The 16,574-nt window shown below is 50.7% G+C and carries 12 protein-coding genes and 1 pseudogene; 6 read left to right on the top strand and 7 right to left on the bottom strand.

Features of this window, described 5'->3' with window-relative positions:
* Window positions 1–139: 139 nt before the first annotated feature.
* Window positions 140–1,525 (top strand): RsmF rRNA methyltransferase first C-terminal domain-containing protein, encoded by a 1,386-nt coding sequence (locus QQZ12_RS02915; RefSeq protein ID WP_102991920.1) that lies wholly within the window; start codon window positions 140–142, stop codon window positions 1,523–1,525.
* 111 nt (window positions 1,526–1,636) lie between these two features.
* On the opposite strand, the pseudogene QQZ12_RS02910 reads toward QQZ12_RS02915, so the two are convergent.
* The 3 genes and pseudogenes from QQZ12_RS02910 to QQZ12_RS02900 all read right to left on the bottom strand — a co-directional run bounded on the left by QQZ12_RS02910 (window position 1,637) and on the right by QQZ12_RS02900 (window position 5,244).
* Window positions 1,637–2,536: pseudogene (locus QQZ12_RS02910) on the bottom strand (RNA polymerase sigma-70 factor).
* Entirely contained in the window at window positions 2,536–3,837 is a 1,302-nt protein-coding gene (locus tag QQZ12_RS02905) for a phytoene desaturase family protein (protein ID WP_284723935.1), read from the bottom strand. Before QQZ12_RS02905 ends, QQZ12_RS02910 begins: the two are co-directional and overlap by 1 nt.
* Window positions 3,838–4,053: 216 nt before the next feature.
* On the bottom strand, window positions 4,054–5,244 hold the full coding sequence (locus QQZ12_RS02900; protein WP_284723934.1) for an MFS transporter: 1,191 nt from the start codon (window positions 5,242–5,244) through the stop codon (window positions 4,054–4,056).
* Window positions 5,245–5,651: 407 nt separating this feature from the next.
* Between QQZ12_RS02900 and QQZ12_RS02895 the strand changes: the two genes are divergently transcribed.
* Window positions 5,652–5,888 carry a hypothetical protein gene (locus QQZ12_RS02895; protein ID WP_102991916.1) on the top strand — a complete coding sequence of 79 codons (237 nt, stop codon included), beginning with the start codon at window positions 5,652–5,654 and terminating at the stop codon, window positions 5,886–5,888.
* A 107-nt stretch (window positions 5,889–5,995) separates the two neighbouring features.
* Here the strand turns inward: QQZ12_RS02895 and QQZ12_RS02890 are convergent, their stop codons facing one another.
* Entirely contained in the window at window positions 5,996–6,625 is a 630-nt protein-coding gene (locus tag QQZ12_RS02890) for a hypothetical protein (protein ID WP_284723933.1), read from the bottom strand.
* Window positions 6,626–7,090: 465 nt separating this feature from the next.
* Window positions 7,091–8,095: an aromatic acid exporter family protein gene (locus QQZ12_RS02885; RefSeq protein WP_102991914.1), complete on the bottom strand. Its 1,005-nt coding sequence runs from the start codon at window positions 8,093–8,095 to the stop codon at window positions 7,091–7,093.
* Window positions 8,096–8,405: 310 nt separating this feature from the next.
* Here QQZ12_RS02885 and QQZ12_RS02880 point away from each other — a divergent pair, with 310 nt between their 5' ends.
* The 4 genes from QQZ12_RS02880 to QQZ12_RS02865 all read left to right on the top strand — a co-directional run bounded on the left by QQZ12_RS02880 (window position 8,406) and on the right by QQZ12_RS02865 (window position 13,042).
* Window positions 8,406–8,600: a hypothetical protein gene (locus QQZ12_RS02880; protein WP_022735890.1), complete on the top strand. Its 195-nt coding sequence runs from the start codon at window positions 8,406–8,408 to the stop codon at window positions 8,598–8,600.
* A 731-nt stretch (window positions 8,601–9,331) separates the two neighbouring features.
* Window positions 9,332–10,495: a S8 family peptidase gene (locus tag QQZ12_RS02875; protein WP_321195638.1), complete on the top strand. Its 1,164-nt coding sequence runs from the start codon at window positions 9,332–9,334 to the stop codon at window positions 10,493–10,495.
* Between the two features lie 88 nt (window positions 10,496–10,583).
* Window positions 10,584–11,747, top strand: a complete 1,164-nt coding sequence (locus QQZ12_RS02870) for a S8 family peptidase (RefSeq protein WP_102991912.1) — start codon at window positions 10,584–10,586, stop codon at window positions 11,745–11,747.
* Between the two features lie 173 nt (window positions 11,748–11,920).
* A complete protein-coding gene (locus QQZ12_RS02865) occupies window positions 11,921–13,042 on the top strand; it encodes a S8 family peptidase (protein WP_106342019.1) in 1,122 nt (373 codons plus the stop codon).
* 158 nt (window positions 13,043–13,200) lie between these two features.
* Here the strand turns inward: QQZ12_RS02865 and QQZ12_RS02860 are convergent, their stop codons facing one another.
* Window positions 13,201–15,561: an endonuclease MutS2 gene (locus QQZ12_RS02860; RefSeq protein WP_102991910.1), complete on the bottom strand. Its 2,361-nt coding sequence runs from the start codon at window positions 15,559–15,561 to the stop codon at window positions 13,201–13,203.
* A 93-nt stretch (window positions 15,562–15,654) separates the two neighbouring features.
* Window positions 15,655–16,443, bottom strand: coding sequence for a spore cortex-lytic enzyme (sleB, locus tag QQZ12_RS02855; RefSeq protein ID WP_102991909.1), 789 nt, complete (start codon window positions 16,441–16,443; stop codon window positions 15,655–15,657).
* Window positions 16,444–16,574: the final 131 nt, after the last annotated feature.

The raw sequence follows: 16,574 nt of genomic DNA, 5'->3' as shown, positions 1-16,574 counted from the left end.
GCCTCCTCATCGCCGTCTGCCCAATTCATCTCCCCCTTTTCCCCTCTCCCCAATCGCTCAAACCCTCTTGTCACGCATGAAGGGAATCACGCCATTTTATGTTATAATTTCGTGTATCTAGGTTTTGAGGAGGACAAGCATGGTTTCACTGCCAGAAGACTACTTGAAGCAGATGCGTGCATTGCTTCAGGAGGAATACGAAACGTTTATCCATACATATGAAGAAGCGCCCACCCGCAGCCTGCGCGTCAACACGCTTAAACTATCCCCCGCGCAATTGGCTGAACGTGTCGCTTTTCATCTGCAACCGATTCCCTGGTGCAGGGAAGCCTTTTATTATGATCATGAGCAGGACCGACCAGGCAAGCATGTCTACCATGCCGCTGGCCTTTACTACATTCAAGATGCCAGTGCGATGTCGCCGGCAGAGGCGCTTGCGCCACAGCCCGGTGAGACAATATTGGATCTGTGTGCCGCCCCTGGCGGAAAGACAACGCAAATCGCGGCGAAGATGCAAGGCCAGGGTCTCCTCGTCGCCAATGAGATCGATGGCAAACGGATCAAGGCGTTGGTGGAGAACCTCGAACGATGCGGTGTGACCAACGCGGTTGTACTAAATGAAAACCCGTTGCGTTTGACCCATCGTTTCGCTGGCTTTTTTGACCGCATCTTAATCGACGCGCCCTGTTCGGGGGAAGGGATGTTCCGCAAAGACAAAGATGCCCGTGAACGCTGGAGTGTGCGGGCCACAAAGAAATGCGCCGATCTCCAGTTGGAAATCGTGTCCGCCGCCGCCCCTATGCTGAAACCCGGCGGAAGGTTGGTCTACTCTACCTGCACCTTCAATCCGCAAGAAAACGAGCAGTTGCTGGTTCGCTTCCTGACGAAGCATCCCGAGTTCCGCTTGGTGCCAGTTCCGCAGGCGGAGCATTATCAGCCGGGACGACCCGATTGGACTACTTCCGCCGACCCCGAATTGAGCAAAGCAGCTCGGCTCTGGCCGCATCACTTGCGGGGGGAAGGACATTTTGTGGCCGTCTTGGAAAAAGACCCCGACGCGGAGGAAAGCAAGCAACGGCCCGGCAAATTTCCGCCCGTCCATGCGCAAGCTAAAAAGCTTTGGCAACAATTTGCCGCAGAGACATTTCGCGAACCCGATCACATACAAGGTCAGTTAACCCTGTACGGCGAACATCTGTATTTAGTTCCTGACGAACTGCCTTCCTTGAAAGGATTAAAAGTGGAGCGACCGGGACGTTACTTGGGTCAAGTCAAGAAGAGTCATTTTGCTCCTTCCCACGCCTTGGCCTTATCCGTTTGGCCGGATCAAGTAACGCAAACAGTCAATTTCAACGCAGACGATCCTAACCTGTTGCTGTATCTACAGGGAGAGGCATTGCCAGTTTCGCGGAAAAAAGGCTGGACCTTGGTCAGTGTTGACGGTTTTGGACTCGGCTGGGGAAAAGTGTCGGGCGGTCTCTTAAAAAACCATTACCCAAAATGGTTACGCTGGGATAAATATTAATATCATGAGCAAGAGAAATGACAAGGCATTTGCGTTCGGTTGCAACCAAAACGCAAATGCCTTGTCGCATAAAATACTTCTGCGGTTAGGACTTGTCCCCGTCGGTATTCATTAAGCGTACCCCAGGCCAGAACTCCCCTGTATCTCCTTTTGCACAGCCATCAATTTATCCGGATTGACAACCATGTAGATCGCCTTGATGCGCTCCCCTTGCATGTGAAACGAAATGGCACAAAAAACCTGATTGCCGTCCAGCGCAATGATGCCTGGTTGCCCGTTGACGTTGCGCATTTGGAGTGACGCCCCCGCCGGCACCTTGGGCAAAGTTCCAGCAAAGAAACGAATAATGCGGTCCATGCCCAAGATCGGATGGAGCGCCGCTCTGACCTTGCCACCGCCATCGGTGATCAGGGTCACATCTGTCGACAGCAGATCCAACAATTGATTCACATTTCCGATTGATAGCGCTTGGATAAACTGTTCAACCACTGCCCCCGCCTTCTCATGCATTTCCCCACCATTTGCAGGGACGCCATGGATGCTTCGTTTGGCCCGGCTGAAGATTTGCCGGCAATTTGCATTGCTTTTGTTTACAATCTCCGCTATTTCATCGTAATCAAACTGCAAAACCTCCCGCAACAAAAACACAACGCGTTCCGTCCAAGATAGCTGCTGCAACAGCAATAGATAGGCTGTGGAAATCGTCTCTTTCTGCACATACTGTTCCGAAAGCTCATCTGGATTTCTATCTGTAATGATCGGCTCCGGCAACCACGGACCGACATATACCTCACGCTGTTTGCGGGCTGATTTGAGCAAGTCGATGCAACGATGGGTCACTATTTTTCACAAATAAGATTTTGGATTGCGCACATGGGCTGACGGGATTTCATTCAAGGAAATAAACGCTTCCTGTACAATGTCTTCCGCATCCATCATGCTACCCAACATGCGGTATGCCAGTGATATAAGCAAAGGCTTCGTTTCTGCGTACAGTTTCTCTGTTTCCATCAGTATGGGCTGACCCCGCTTTCGTCATGGTTTATAGCAAATTCCTGAATGATGCGAAGAGCTGCCCTTTTCCCGCTAGCCAGCGCCGCATCCGCCAACATCTCTCCATGCCCGCACCCATCGCCCGCGATGTACAAGCCACGCATTTCAGGAACTTCCGGTCCGGGGAATGATGTTTTATCCAGCGTGACCGAGTCATGTACAACGGTCATGTTTGGTAGGAATTGCCGAGCGACAACTTCCTTTCGCCACTGGGGATGAAGAAGGTCCATGACCTGCTCTAAATGTCTTTCATCCTCGCTGGGGTTGCCAGGCTCCGCACCGAGATACTTGACGAGATGCACCACCGTGATGCCGTCTTCGCTCAACCTAGAAGCCGCGGAATGATTCGTGAAAAAGACAGGCTGGTCGATGCCGATAACAAAATGATGCTTGGGATTGGGCAATCTCTTAAGTCCCAGATCTAGGCAGGCGGCGATAATCGGGCGGGCTTGCTCTCTCCATTTTCGGAGCGAAGTGCGCTCTGCATCCTTAACGAGCCGGCAAGTCTGTGCGGGGCCGACGGTGACGATCACGAAAGGAACTTCCAGCATAGCGCCATCCGCAAAATGGAGGCGATAAATCTTGCCGCTTTGCTCGATTTGTGTTGCTGTCTGCCGGTTCAGCAAGGTAACCCCAGTAGCGATGGCTTGATCCCGCAGGCTGTTGACAATGGACTCCCAGCCTCCGTCCACATAGAGAACATTCTCCTTCAATCCTCTCTGTAACTGTTTTATGGTCGCACCAGCAAGCTGATGATCGGGATCGTTCGCAAAGGTTGTGGTTCGGCATAATGCATAAAAGATATGGCGCGCCATCGGATCCTGTATAGTTTTTTCCGCCCATTCTCGCAAACTGATTCGGCCGACGGCATGGGGCTCGATCCGGCTTAGTCGAACCATGAGGCTAACAAACTCTTTTTTCCCGTAAAGGGTTAACAGCTTGGAAGTTAGAAGCGAACCCACGCTGGCCGGCAAGGGATAAATGTCATTGTTCCACATGGCGTAACCCTTTGCGTTAGGAATACCGCCTTGCACCTCGACACCCAATTCCCGCAAAATAGAAAAAGCTTCACCCCCGCGATACAACGCATGCCCACCAAGATTAAACAGCGCTCCGTTCTTGTGTGCCGTGCCTGCGCGCCCACCCGACCGATCAGATTTTTCCAACACAGCAACCGCTTTCCCAGCTTTGGCCAGATAAATGGACGCCACCAATCCGGAGAGCCCGCCACCTATGATTGCCACATCATATTTTTTCATGTTATCACCTTATTCCCTGTTTTACTAATATGACGAGAAAGCAGGTGACTTTGTGACAGAACCAAACGGGGTATTTTAATCGAGCTACCCATGCATGTGCCGTTTCGCTCAGATATTTCCGGGGAAATCGCACAGGGCGACTATTAAAAAAAGGATGATTCTTGGACGCATATCGCACCAAAAACCATCCCTTAAGCATATTCCTTCACTTTTCGATTACGCGCTTAAACGCGTCACATCCGGGTGACCAGAGCCTGTTTCCGCTCGCCGCGCCTTCCAATACAACAGCGCAGAAACGGCGACAAAGAACAGTACGAACAAAAACATCCCCCGGTAACCCAACCAGGCGGCGATCATCCCCAACAAGAAAGAGCCTACGCCAATTCCGACGTCTGCAGCGATGAAAAACGTCGCCGTGGCCGCGCCGCGCCTTGCCGCTGACACCTTTGAGATAACCATGGCCTGCAAGCAGGGCTGAATACTACCATACCCAGCGCCGATGAACGCCCCCGCTGTGTAAAAAAGCGCCTGGTCTTCCGCCATCGCCATGCAGATCAATCCGATAATATAACAGGCGATGCTCGGGTACACGACAGAATCCGGCCCTTTGCGGTCAAATAGGCGCCCTGACAACAATCGAGCGACGACTAAGGCCAACGCATAGAAAAAATAAAAGCCGCCAGCCATATCTGCGTCACCCAGTTCAGCTGCATACAGCGAAATAAACGACACAATGCCCCCAAACACCATGGCAAAGCCGATAATCGGCATAGAGTAGGCAAACGCTTTGCGCTCAATCATTTTTCCCCAATCCGTAAGGCGGATGCGCATAGCTGGAGCGGGGTTAGCTTTTTTAGGAAACTTCACCCGCATGATCAACAACAGGCTGATCAATACAAATAAGCCGCAAAACAGAAACAGCCAGGTATATGACAGGGATTGGACCACCCAGAATCCAAACGCCGGCCCGACAACCATCGCCAGCATGTTGGACGTACCAAAGTAGCCCAGCCCTTCTCCGCGTTTGGCCGGCGGAATGATATCATTCACCGCCGCACCCAAAGCAGTGGTAGCCATGCCAAACGCCCCGCCGTGCAACAAGCGGATCGCCAACAGCAAGATGAAGCTCATGGCCGCAAAATACCCGATCGTCGAGGCCAAATACAATCCGATCGTCCACACCAGAATCGTTTTTCTATCCAACTGATCTACCAGCAAGCCACCGTATGGCCGCATCAGAACAGAAGCCATCGTGAATATACCGATCACCAAACCCACTTGTTGTTCCTGTGCGTGCAATTCATCTACGGCATATACCGGCAAGGTTGACAACAACACAAAAAATCCGCCAAACAAGAAAAAGTTTGCCAGACAAATCAAGATAAAATCTTTTGTCCACAATCTCATCCGTATCGTTCCTCCCATATCCCCCATCTGTCCGTATCCACTTGCGTGTGTTTGGCGCATGCCAACTGGCTGCAAACGTTTTTCCCATGCTTCTCACAGGAATTGGACGTATGAGAAAAACGTTTGCAGCCAAATCCATTGGGACGTATCTAGCAAATAACGTAAGCAAGGTACAAAAAGACCTTTTCCCGATGCGAACCTCATCACGTGTTATGCGAACGAGAAAATGGTGTTAAAGCTACTGGACACATTTATCAGTCACGACCCGGCCATGCACACATTAGTTATTATATTTCGTAATCCGAAACAAACTCAATAAGAAAAATGCGGCAAAAAAACGCTTTCTTTCACATGGGGCAAGCTCGCACAAGCATATACTTGATCAGAGGCACACGGAGGTGTTTTCTTTGACAAAAGAAGAAAAAATCCCAACCCATCCAAGATTTCTTCCCTATACGCAAGTGGCAATGGGCATGATTCAGCCGGAATGGATTTTCATGAACCATTTTTTTGAACGAGATATGGAAGAAGAACAGCTGGATTCCACAACCCTCTCCATCTCCACAACTTCCCCTAGTGAAACCAAAAAAAAGGCCATCCAGATCCATTTCCACGCTCGCCGCGAACCTAGGGGAAAAGAGTGAGCAATCCCTTGGCTTTCTCAGCATTTCACTGCATACTCCACACAAAAACCGCTTCCCCCGAAGGGAAAACGGTTTGTAAGGGGAAGATGGCTTTTCATTTCGCCCCATCACTTTTGAACATCATCAAGTTTCGCAAACAGCAATTCACACGATGTGTCTTGCTCTATTTCCGAAAAAACAGCTTGTCCTTGATAAACAAATTCTTTATAACTGATCCCGCTAGCCACCGTGGCCGGAAATAACTTTCGAAAAATATGCTTGGAGGCTTCATTGGTGCATATCATCGCCACTTTGTTATACCCTTGTGATTGTCCTTGTTCAACGACGCGTTTCTCCAATTGTTGAACCAATCCTTGCCCAGTAAAATCGCTATGACTGGCTCCCATGTCCAACACAAGTGTATCAGGGCCGAGACAAGAGGTAGCTTTTTTCTCTATTTCTTCAAATAAGGTGATGATCGGATCTAGTTCCGGACACACTTTCTTGATTTCCTCTTTATTAAGAAAAGGCACCGTCGCTTTTCGACCAAGAACGACGGCAGCCAAATGCTCCCCTTCTATCGCCACAAAAGACATTTGTTGTTCCACAGCTTTAACCAATGTCAAATAACAATAACGGTAAAATGCATCCTCGGGAATCCGCAAGAAAGCAGCCATCGGTTCATTTTTAATAAAAGAATGGGTAAGTAAAATGCTTGCTTTACTAATATGTTGTGCTCCCAACTGTTTAATAATCATTTCATCATCCCGCTTCCTACAAAGTTTTCATACAATCGGTGTCCCAATCTAACGGCGGCAAAGGAAGTTGATTTGCATTCCTGCCTTAGTGGTCGGGCATCGTCCACTTACTACTAGAGCGTGTCTTATGAATAGGCCAGCGGCTCCAAAACCATTTTCTCATTCGCTTCACGCGTAGCGAGGCGCTCCTCGAGAAAAGGTTTTTCCGCCGTTTCTTCCCTATTAACTTGATCTGCCAGACACACCCTAGTGACACTGCACCGCAAAACGCGGCACAGGTGCCCGCCGAGCGCCTTTTACTGCGCTAAAGAAATCCCATCTCCCCCATCCCATTATATAGTAAATTTCATATCTTCCAAAAACATTTCATGCGGTATTATATGATTTAATCTTAAAAACATAAAACACCGGGAAGAAAAGGGGCTCTCTTAGGCGGTCGAATCCCCATTTCCCTCCCGGCGCGAATTACAAACATCCCGCTTTTTTCCAATTGAATTTGTTCTTTTTAGTCTCTTCCTTCTGCTTCTGCTTAATCCATAAGTCCCTTTTAATTTTCAAATAGCGCTTCATTTCACCGATAAAGTGATACACCGCTGCGCGCGTCTCAAATTCCTCAAGCGTTTGCGGCAAGGCAGACTCTTTAAAACGACGACTGATCTGCTCCAATTCCTCCAAATAATGCGATGCGGTATTGCCCGGATGAACCGCGCCGGCCAAGCGATCCAAGAATTCGCCGACGATAAGGCTCTCCTGACAACAATGATCCAATGAGGAAACACTGGGCGCGATCCGTTCCAGAATTTCAAACTGCCGCTCACGCATTTCAAAGTAGCGGTAATAATACGCGCAGTCGTAAGGAGCCACATTTTCTATGTCACGCAGAGCCAACGCCTTAGCCTCTTTCAACAACTGGGCCGTCTCCGTGATCTCTTTGCCGTCCCATTGTTGATCCTTATCGCGCAAATAAGCGGCCAGTTCGCGCAAAATGGCCTTGAAGTTGGCTTCGATCTGCTGTTGAATCTCTTTCAACTTCTTTTCGCTGCTCGGCATATGCATATTGGCCAGCACCGCCATCCCGATCCCGATAACAATCAGTAGCCCCTCGTTAATAACAATGGGGAGGGACACCTCTTTCAGGATATACAGATGCAAAATGACCACGGTCGCCGTCGTAATGCCGTCCGTTGCTTTCAGCTTGACGCAGAGGGGGATCAACAAAAGCATCAGGATGGTTAACCCCCAAGCGTGGTATCCGAGCAGTTCAAAGACCAGTATGGCCAAGACCAATCCCAACACACAAGCGAGCACTCTCTCCCATGCGGTTTGGTAAGATTTTTTCTTCGTCGTTTTGATGCATAAGATAGTAATCACAGCAGCTGAACTATAAAATTGCAAACCAAGCCATTGGGCGATGGCTAAAGATAAACCCGTCCCAACAGCTGTCTTCACCGTACGATACCCGATCTTCATATTGCCTCACTTTTTCTTTTAAGGAATGTCTGATAAACATACCCGGTGTCACTCACACCGATTTCCCATTCGTTGGCACTCAACAGAGAAAGCGTTTTTCGCCACCTTCCTATGTGCCAACTTGATTGATCAGACTATCCCAGTTATGTAACCATTATAATACAACAGAATAATTTCTGGTAATCCAAGTCCCTCCTTTTTTCACCTGTTTCATGAACAGCCTTCAGAAACGGACACCGTCATATTCCATCATTCCCGACGATTTGATATCATTGGAATTGTCGGGAACATTTCGCAAGGAGTGGTCATCATGAACACAACCACCACACCGGCTAAAATCTCTTATTATCGGCTGTTGCAAGCCAGCTACCGCAGAGCCGAGCAACTCTTGCGTGAAATCTCCGAACATCCCCACCGCTACCATCCAGCAAAAAAACAGGAAACGGCGGATTATTTAACCCAATTACGCAAAGAAATGGGGAAATTTCATATCGACCAATCGTAGTGGGGCCTGATCAGGCCTTTTTTCTTTGCGCTTAACGCGCCATTTATAACCGAGAATGACCAGTCGCGCACATGAGATTTTGTTACCCTTTTTTAAATTCTTATCATATGTATCCATTTTCCCGATTTACATTGCTTCAGTATATGCCAAAGCAAATATTTCCCATATCATTCCACATCTTCTAAGTTGAATATAAATAATTCCATTTATTATCGGTAATAAATTTATTTATTTTTTTATCGATTAAAGAAGGAAAACTTAATTTGTTCACGAAAAGATAATATAACAAACTGAAAGGAGGCTGGAAAAAAAGCACTCCCGCCTGTGCCATTCCTACGCGAGCAATCACCTCATCCAACCCTTGGATTATAATTATCTTGGCTTTATATGACAATTGTCCTTCCACAGTACGACATCAACCCAAAGGCAGGGAGGCATGTTTGAGAAATTTGTATTCCCACCACATCCCGTCGAAGTGTTATGTCCGCCCCGCGTTCTGACTCATACCACGTACTCATCTCCGAAAATGACTGATGAATCATATATTTTCGTATATTCTGCTAATTTCTACCTACTAGCGCGTCGAGTCTCCTCGCCGGGGGACGGATCACTGACAGGCATCGCTTGACTCATGACAACAGGTGCATTGTGCTGACGCAAATCATGTTCTTTTGCATCGGAACCACTTACCCAACCAATCAAATCCACAAATCAAAAGGAGGATATTTTTCGTGAAGAAACGCGTTTCCCTCATCGCTTCCTTCGTTTTGATGGCCAGCGCCGCCCTGCCTTCCGCCATTTTTGCTGAGGAAGTAGATAGCCAAGCGGGTAAACTCTATGCCCCCGGACAAGTCGTGGTGAAATACAAAGCCAACGCTTCGGCCAGCGCCGTCAAATCTGCTCGCGCCAAAGCCAACGGTACAGTCATGGAGAAAAACAACAAGCTCGGCTTCGAAGTGGTCAAAGTGAAAGGCTCTGTAGAAGCGACCATCGAAAAGCTGAAAAAAGACCCCAACGTGGAATATGCTGAGCCCAACTACTATCTCCACGCTTCCTACACGCCTAACGATCCTTACTTCAGCTCCCGCCAATACGGTCCGCAAAAAATCCAAGCGCCGCAAGCATGGGACATCGCTGAAGGCTCTGGCGCAAAGATCGCCATCGTCGACACCGGGGTGCAATCCAACCATCCCGACTTGGCCGGTAAAGTAGTTGGCGGCTGGGACTTCGTTGACAACGACTCCACTCCGCAAGATGGCAACGGCCACGGCACCCACTGCGCTGGTATCGCCGCAGCAGTGACCAACAACAGCACCGGTATCGCTGGTACTGCTCCAAAAGCATCGATCCTCGCTGTGCGTGTGCTGGACAACAGTGGTAGCGGCACCTGGACTGCTGTCGCCAACGGCATCACCTATGCTGCCGACCAAGGCGCTAAAGTCATCAGCTTGAGCTTGGGCGGCACCGTCGGTAACTCCGGCCTGCAACAAGCTGTCGACTACGCTTGGAGCAAAGGTTCCGTTGTCGTGGCCGCAGCTGGTAACGCCGGCAACACCGCTCCTAACTATCCCGCTTACTATTCCAACGCCATCGCAGTGGCTTCCACCGACCAAAACGACAACAAATCCTCCTTCTCCACTTACGGTTCCTGGGTGGATGTAGCTGCTCCCGGCTCCAGCATCTATTCCACTTACCCGACCAGCACTTATGCTTCCTTGAGCGGAACCTCCATGGCTACTCCTCATGTAGCTGGAGTGGCTGGACTCCTGGCTTCCCAAGGCCGTAGCGCTGCCAATATCCGCGCCGCCATTGAAAACACCGCCGACAAAATCAGCGGCACTGGCACCTACTGGGCCAAAGGGCGCGTCAACGCTTACAAAGCCGTTCAGTACTAAAAAAGCGGCCACACCAAGCGCATGGTGTGGCCAACAAAAAAAGAAAAGTCTCACTATTAAAGCTTAACACACAAGGAGGACGTTTACCATGAAGAAACGCGTTTCCCTCATCGCTTCCTTCGTTTTGATGGCCAGCGCCGCCCTGCCTTCCGCCATTTTTGCTAAGGAAGTAGATAGCCAAGCGGGTAAACTCTATGCCCCCGGACAAGTCGTGGTGAAATACAAAGCCAACGCTTCGGCCAACGCCGTCAAATCTGCTCGCGCCAAAGCCAACGGTACAGTCATGGAGAAAAACAACAAGCTCGGCTTCGAAGTGGTCAAAGTGAAAGGCTCTGTGGAAGCGACCATCGAAAAGCTGAAAAAAGACCCCAACGTGGAATATGCTGAGCCCAACTACTATCTCCACGCTTCCTACACGCCTAACGATCCTTACTTCAGCTCCCGCCAATACGGTCCGCAAAAAATCCAAGCGCCGCAAGCATGGGACATCGCTGAAGGCTCTGGCGCAAAGATCGCCATCGTCGACACCGGGGTGCAATCCAATCATCCCGACTTGGCCGGTAAAGTAGTTGGCGGCTGGGACTTCGTTGACAACGACTCCACTCCGCAAGATGGCAACGGCCACGGCACCCACTGCGCTGGTATCGCCGCAGCAGTGACCAACAACAGCACCGGTATCGCTGGTACTGCTCCAAAAGCATCGATCCTCGCTGTGCGTGTGCTGGACAATAGTGGTAGCGGCACCTGGACTGCTGTCGCCAACGGCATCACCTATGCTGCCGACCAAGGCGCTAAAGTCATCAGCTTGAGCTTGGGCGGCACCGTCGGTAACTCCGGCCTGCAACAAGCTGTCGACTACGCTTGGAGCAAAGGTTCCGTTGTCGTGGCCGCAGCTGGTAACGCCGGCAACACCGCTCCTAACTATCCCGCTTACTATTCCAACGCCATCGCGGTGGCTTCCACCGACCAAAACGACAACAAATCCTCCTTCTCCACTTACGGTTCCTGGGTGGATGTAGCTGCTCCCGGCTCCAGCATCTATTCCACTTACCCGACCAGCACTTATGCTTCCTTGAGCGGAACCTCCATGGCTACTCCTCATGTAGCTGGAGTGGCTGGCCTCTTGGCTTCCCAAGGCCGTAGCGCTGCCAATATCCGCGCCGCTATTGAAAACACCGCCGACAAAATCAGCGGCACTGGCACCTACTGGGCCAAAGGGCGCGTCAACGCTTACAAAGCTGTGCAATACTGAGCTACCAACCGCTGACCATACCCAACTGGTGTGGTCAGCTTTCCACATGCATCCAGCTGCCCTTCTGGGATTTCGGGGCGATGATTAATCCGAAACCATACTGCACCGGCCCTATGCAGTGAGGGTACAGGAGCCTCACGCTTTTCCCACCCTTTTTCAAGAGGTGACCCATCTTGAGAAAATGCGCAATGATTATCTTCGTCATCCTGTTGGCTATAGCATGGCCGGTTCCCTCCCCCGCACAAGCCGATGCTTCCCCGCCCTACGCGCCTGGCCAATTGATAGTCAAATTCAAACCCGACTTGACCATGAAAGCGAAGGCGAACTTCCATCAACAACAAGGGGCTGTCGTGCTGGAGAAAAACGCCCAGTTAGGGTTTGAAGTCATCCAATTTCAAGGCACATCGGTTCCCGACATGATGAAGCGGTACCAACAATCAACATATGTGGAATACGCGGAGCCCAATTACCTCGCCCAAGCCCTAGCCGTTCCCAATGATCCTCTCTATCCGCAACAGTGGGGCTTACAAAAGATCGGCGGCCCATTTGAGGGAACCGCAAACGCGGTGAAACTGGCAGTGATTGACACCGGCGTTCAATCCGACCATCCAGACCTCAGTGGAAAAGTCATACAGGGCTGGGACTTTGTCGATGATGACAGCATCTCACAAGACGGTAACGGTCACGGCACCGCTGTCGCCGGAATCGCTGCAGCCAAAATCAATAACGCCATCGGCATCGCAGGAACGACCAACACGGCGCAAATCTTGGCCATTCGTGTACTGAACAACAGCGGAAGTGGCACGTTCGCCGATATCGCCAGCGGAATCACGTATGCCGCGGATCAAGGAGCACGGGTTATCAACCTCAGCTTGGGCGGGTCCACCAGCAGCTCCGTCTTAGAGAATGCTGTGAATTATGCTTGGAACAAAGGCGCTGTTCTCGTGGCCGCGGCAGGTGGTTCCGCCAACACGGCTCCCTCCTATCCGGCTTACTATTCCAATGTGATCGCCGTTGCCTGCACGGACCCAAACGACAACAAATGCTCCTTCTCCTCATACGGAAATTGGATTGACATCGGCGCTCCTGGACTAAATATCATCACTACTTACCTTGGCAACACCTACCAAACGATGTCCGGCGTATCCCTCTCCACCGCGTTTGTCAGCGGAACTGCGGCCTACCTAGCAAGCCTTGGCAAGACCAACTCCCAGATCCGCCACACCATTGAAGACCAATGTCCGGCCCCCGTCGCAGGACATTCCTTTGGCCGGCTGCGGATCAATTGCCCCTGAAAAAAGCCCGGCGATCACTCCATGATCGCCGGGCTTTCCCCATTTTAAGCGTTGATGATGAACCAAATAACTCCCACCAGAAAGAAAAGCAGGGCTACTGTGCCCAATATTGGCGGTAAATACTTCATATCGTCCCTCCGTCGCAACCAACCTCGTTTCTAACGCAACTCAACAACAGTCACTCCCGATCCACCTTCACCGTGGGCTCCCAGACGGAAAGTCTTCACTGCCCGGTGCCGGCGCAAGAATTCTTGCACTCCTGTGCGCAAAGCGCCAGTACCTTTACCGTGGATCAAAGAGATTTGTTTGTAACCCGATAGAATCGCTTTGTCCAGATATTGATCAATCTCCATCAACGCCTCTTCCACCAATTTGCCCCGCAAATCCAATTCCGGTTTGACATCAGCCGTTGACCGCTTCACCGTCGCATGGCTTTTCGCTTTTGGTTTTTGTTTCGGCGCCGCTTGTTTCTCCAGTTGATCACGATGCACTTTCATTTTCAAAAAACCGATCTGCACTTGGTACTCGTTCTGACCCAGATCCTCCACGACGGTGCCCTTTTGGTTGACGGTCAAAACGAGCACTTCATCCCCCACTTGGATCTGTTGCGGCTTGGGCGGACGGGAGGCCTTTTTCTTAGGCAACGCCGCTTCGGGAATGGAAGCGTCCAATCGTTTTTTTAGCTCAATCAATTCGTGTTCCTTGATATCCTGCGGACGCAACTTCGCCCACTCCCGCAACTCTTTCAGCACGTCTTCAGCTTCCGTTTTCGCCTTGGCCACAGCCTCAATCGCTTCTTGGCGCGCTTTTTCCTTGAGCCGTGCCTTTTCTTCTTCCCATTGATCCATCTGTTGCCGTAAGTCTTCATACAATGCTTCCGCTTCATTGCGCAACGCTTCCGCTTGTTTGCGCTCTTCCTCAGCCCATTTGCGCTCATTGGTCAAGCTGGTGATCATTTCTTCCAACTTGTTCTCCTCGCTGGAAATGTGCCGTTTCGCCAAGTCAATAATCGGTGCCGGCAATCCGAGTCGGGTCGATATGGCAAAGGCGTTGCTCCGCCCCGGCACGCCGATCAAGAGGCGATAGGTGGGCCGTAAGGTTTCCACATCAAATTCCACGCTGGCATTAATCGCCTGCGGATGCGTGTGAGCAAACAGCTTCAATTCACTGTAGTGAGTGGTCGCCACTACCATGGAACCGCGCTCAATCACATGTTCCAAAATAGCCATGGCTAAGGCTGCCCCTTCGGTGGGGTCAGTCCCCGCCCCCAGTTCGTCGAACAGAACCAGACTCGACTCATCTAGTTTCTGCAAGATGCCAATGATATTGGTCAGATGACCGGAAAATGTACTCAAGCTTTGTTCGATGCTCTGCTCGTCCCCGATGTCGGCGAACACGCCGCTGAATATCGGCATCACGCTTTCTTCCTGAGCGGGGATCGGCAGGCCCGATTGCGTCATCAATGCCAGCAAGCCGACAGTTTTGAGAGTGACCGTTTTCCCGCCGGTGTTCGGTCCCGTAATAATGATGGCTTGATAATGTTTTCCCATCTCCACATGGATTGGCACCACTTCTTCGCTGGGAATGAGCGGATGCCGCGCTTGTTTCAACACCAGCACCCGATCTTCGGCAATCTTTGGGCACACCCCTTTAATAAGGTAACCATAACGGGAGCGGGCCACGATAAAGTCAAGTACTCCCAGCCGTTCGATATTCTGGCTAAGCTCTTCTGCCACTTCTGCGACTTTGGCTGTAAGCAGGCTCAGAATTCGCTCTACTTCCTTCTGCTCGGCCATCTCCAACTCGCGCAATCGGTTTCCCAAATGCACAACGGCTTCCGGTTCAATGAACAAAGTGGCTCCCGAAGAGGACTGATCATGCACAATGCCGCCAAACTGTCCCCGGTACTCCTGTTTGACGGGAATCACATAGCGGTCGAACCGTTGTGTGATCAACGGCTCTTGCATCATTTTGGTGTAATGGGAACTGCGCAACATCTGATTCAGTGTTTGCTGGATTTGTTGTCGAACACCGTCCATTTGCTGTCGAATGCGACGCAACTCTGGGCTGGCTTGATCTTTGACTACCGCATGTTCATCAATACAAGCCAAGATCTCCGCTTCCAGCTGGTCTAGACTTTCTATTTGTTCAGTCAGTTCACGCAACCGCGGCAAAGGCGCCGTCTCCACTTCAAGTTGGCGCAAGTGGGACTTCACCTTGCGACCGCCTGATATGGTCGTGGCGATATCCAAGCACTCCGCTTCATTCAACATGCCGCCCACCTTGGCTCGGCGAATGGAGGCGCGAATGTCGCGAATGCCGCCAAAGGGGACATCTCCTTTGAGGCGCAACAGATCCATCCCTTCCCGCGTTTCAGCGAGCCACTGCTCCACCATGTCGCGGTCAGCGGACGGCGCCAATTGATCTATTTTTTCTTTTCCTAAAAACGTCGCCGCTTGTTCTTTGACGATTTCTTTCACTCGATGAAATTCCAATGATCTCAGCGTCCACTGTTCCACGCCGACAACTCCTCTATCGATAAAATCCTCTACCATTATAACATGTTCAAACAAAAGGAAACATCGAGCCCCAGAAAGGCTCGATGCCTGACTTTATCGACAGAAAATGTGTTTGCCGATGGTCTTGATTTGAGGGCGGCTCCAAATCCATTTGGAAGTCGCGCGAGCCGGATTGAAATAATACAACGCACCTCCTGATGGATCCCATCCATTCACCGCATCCATCACCGCTTTTTTGGCCGTCTCATCGGGCTCCATCCAAATCTGGCCATCAGCAACCGCTTCAAATGCCAATGGTTGGAAGATGATTCCTGATACGGTATCAGGAAACTTGTCGCTCTCAATCCGATTAAGAATCACCGACGCGATGGCCACTTGACCCACATACGGTTCGCCACGCCCTTCGGCATAAACGGCCTGCGCCAACAATTTTAAATCGTTTTGGCTAAAGCCGTTAGAAGAACGCGGAAGCTTGGTTCCAGTAGCTGGTGCCGCTTTTTTGGCGATTTGTTTTTTGGGTTCCGTCATGGACGGGGTCCAATGCTTCGTCGCTTTCCATAACATCAGTTTCGTTTTGGGTCCAACCGACCCGTCCACTTTTAAACCAAAGCGGTACTGAAACAACCGCACAGCCAAATAGGTGCGATGGGTGAACACGCCGTTAATCGGACCAGTGTAAAATCCCAACAACTTCAAACGGCCTTGCAATTCATTGACATCTTTACCCTTAGCTCCCGGCTTTAACACACCCGGTCCGAAAGCGGGCACCGCAGTTTCGTCTGGCGGTGCAGCCATCGCGGACAATGAAGTCGCCCCGCTAGACAACATGAGCGCCATCGCTAGCACGCTGAGAAGAATTCGATATATGGTTCGGCGTTTCATAAGCAAACAACAACCCTTTCCCAGGTTGGTATTTTTCGTTATTATGCCGAACCAGGCGCCGATTCATTCCTGTGGTGGAAAATTCACTTGGCCAGCTTTTTTTCAACTCTGCCAACTATAAGACCTACACC

Origin of the sequence: Laceyella tengchongensis (assembly GCF_900182735.1) — a bacterium.
GTDB classification, from domain to species: Bacteria; Bacillota; Bacilli; order Thermoactinomycetales; family Thermoactinomycetaceae; genus Laceyella; species Laceyella tengchongensis.
The sequence above is the reverse complement of the archived record's forward strand: the minus strand, read 5'-3'. Positions and strand labels throughout refer to the sequence as shown.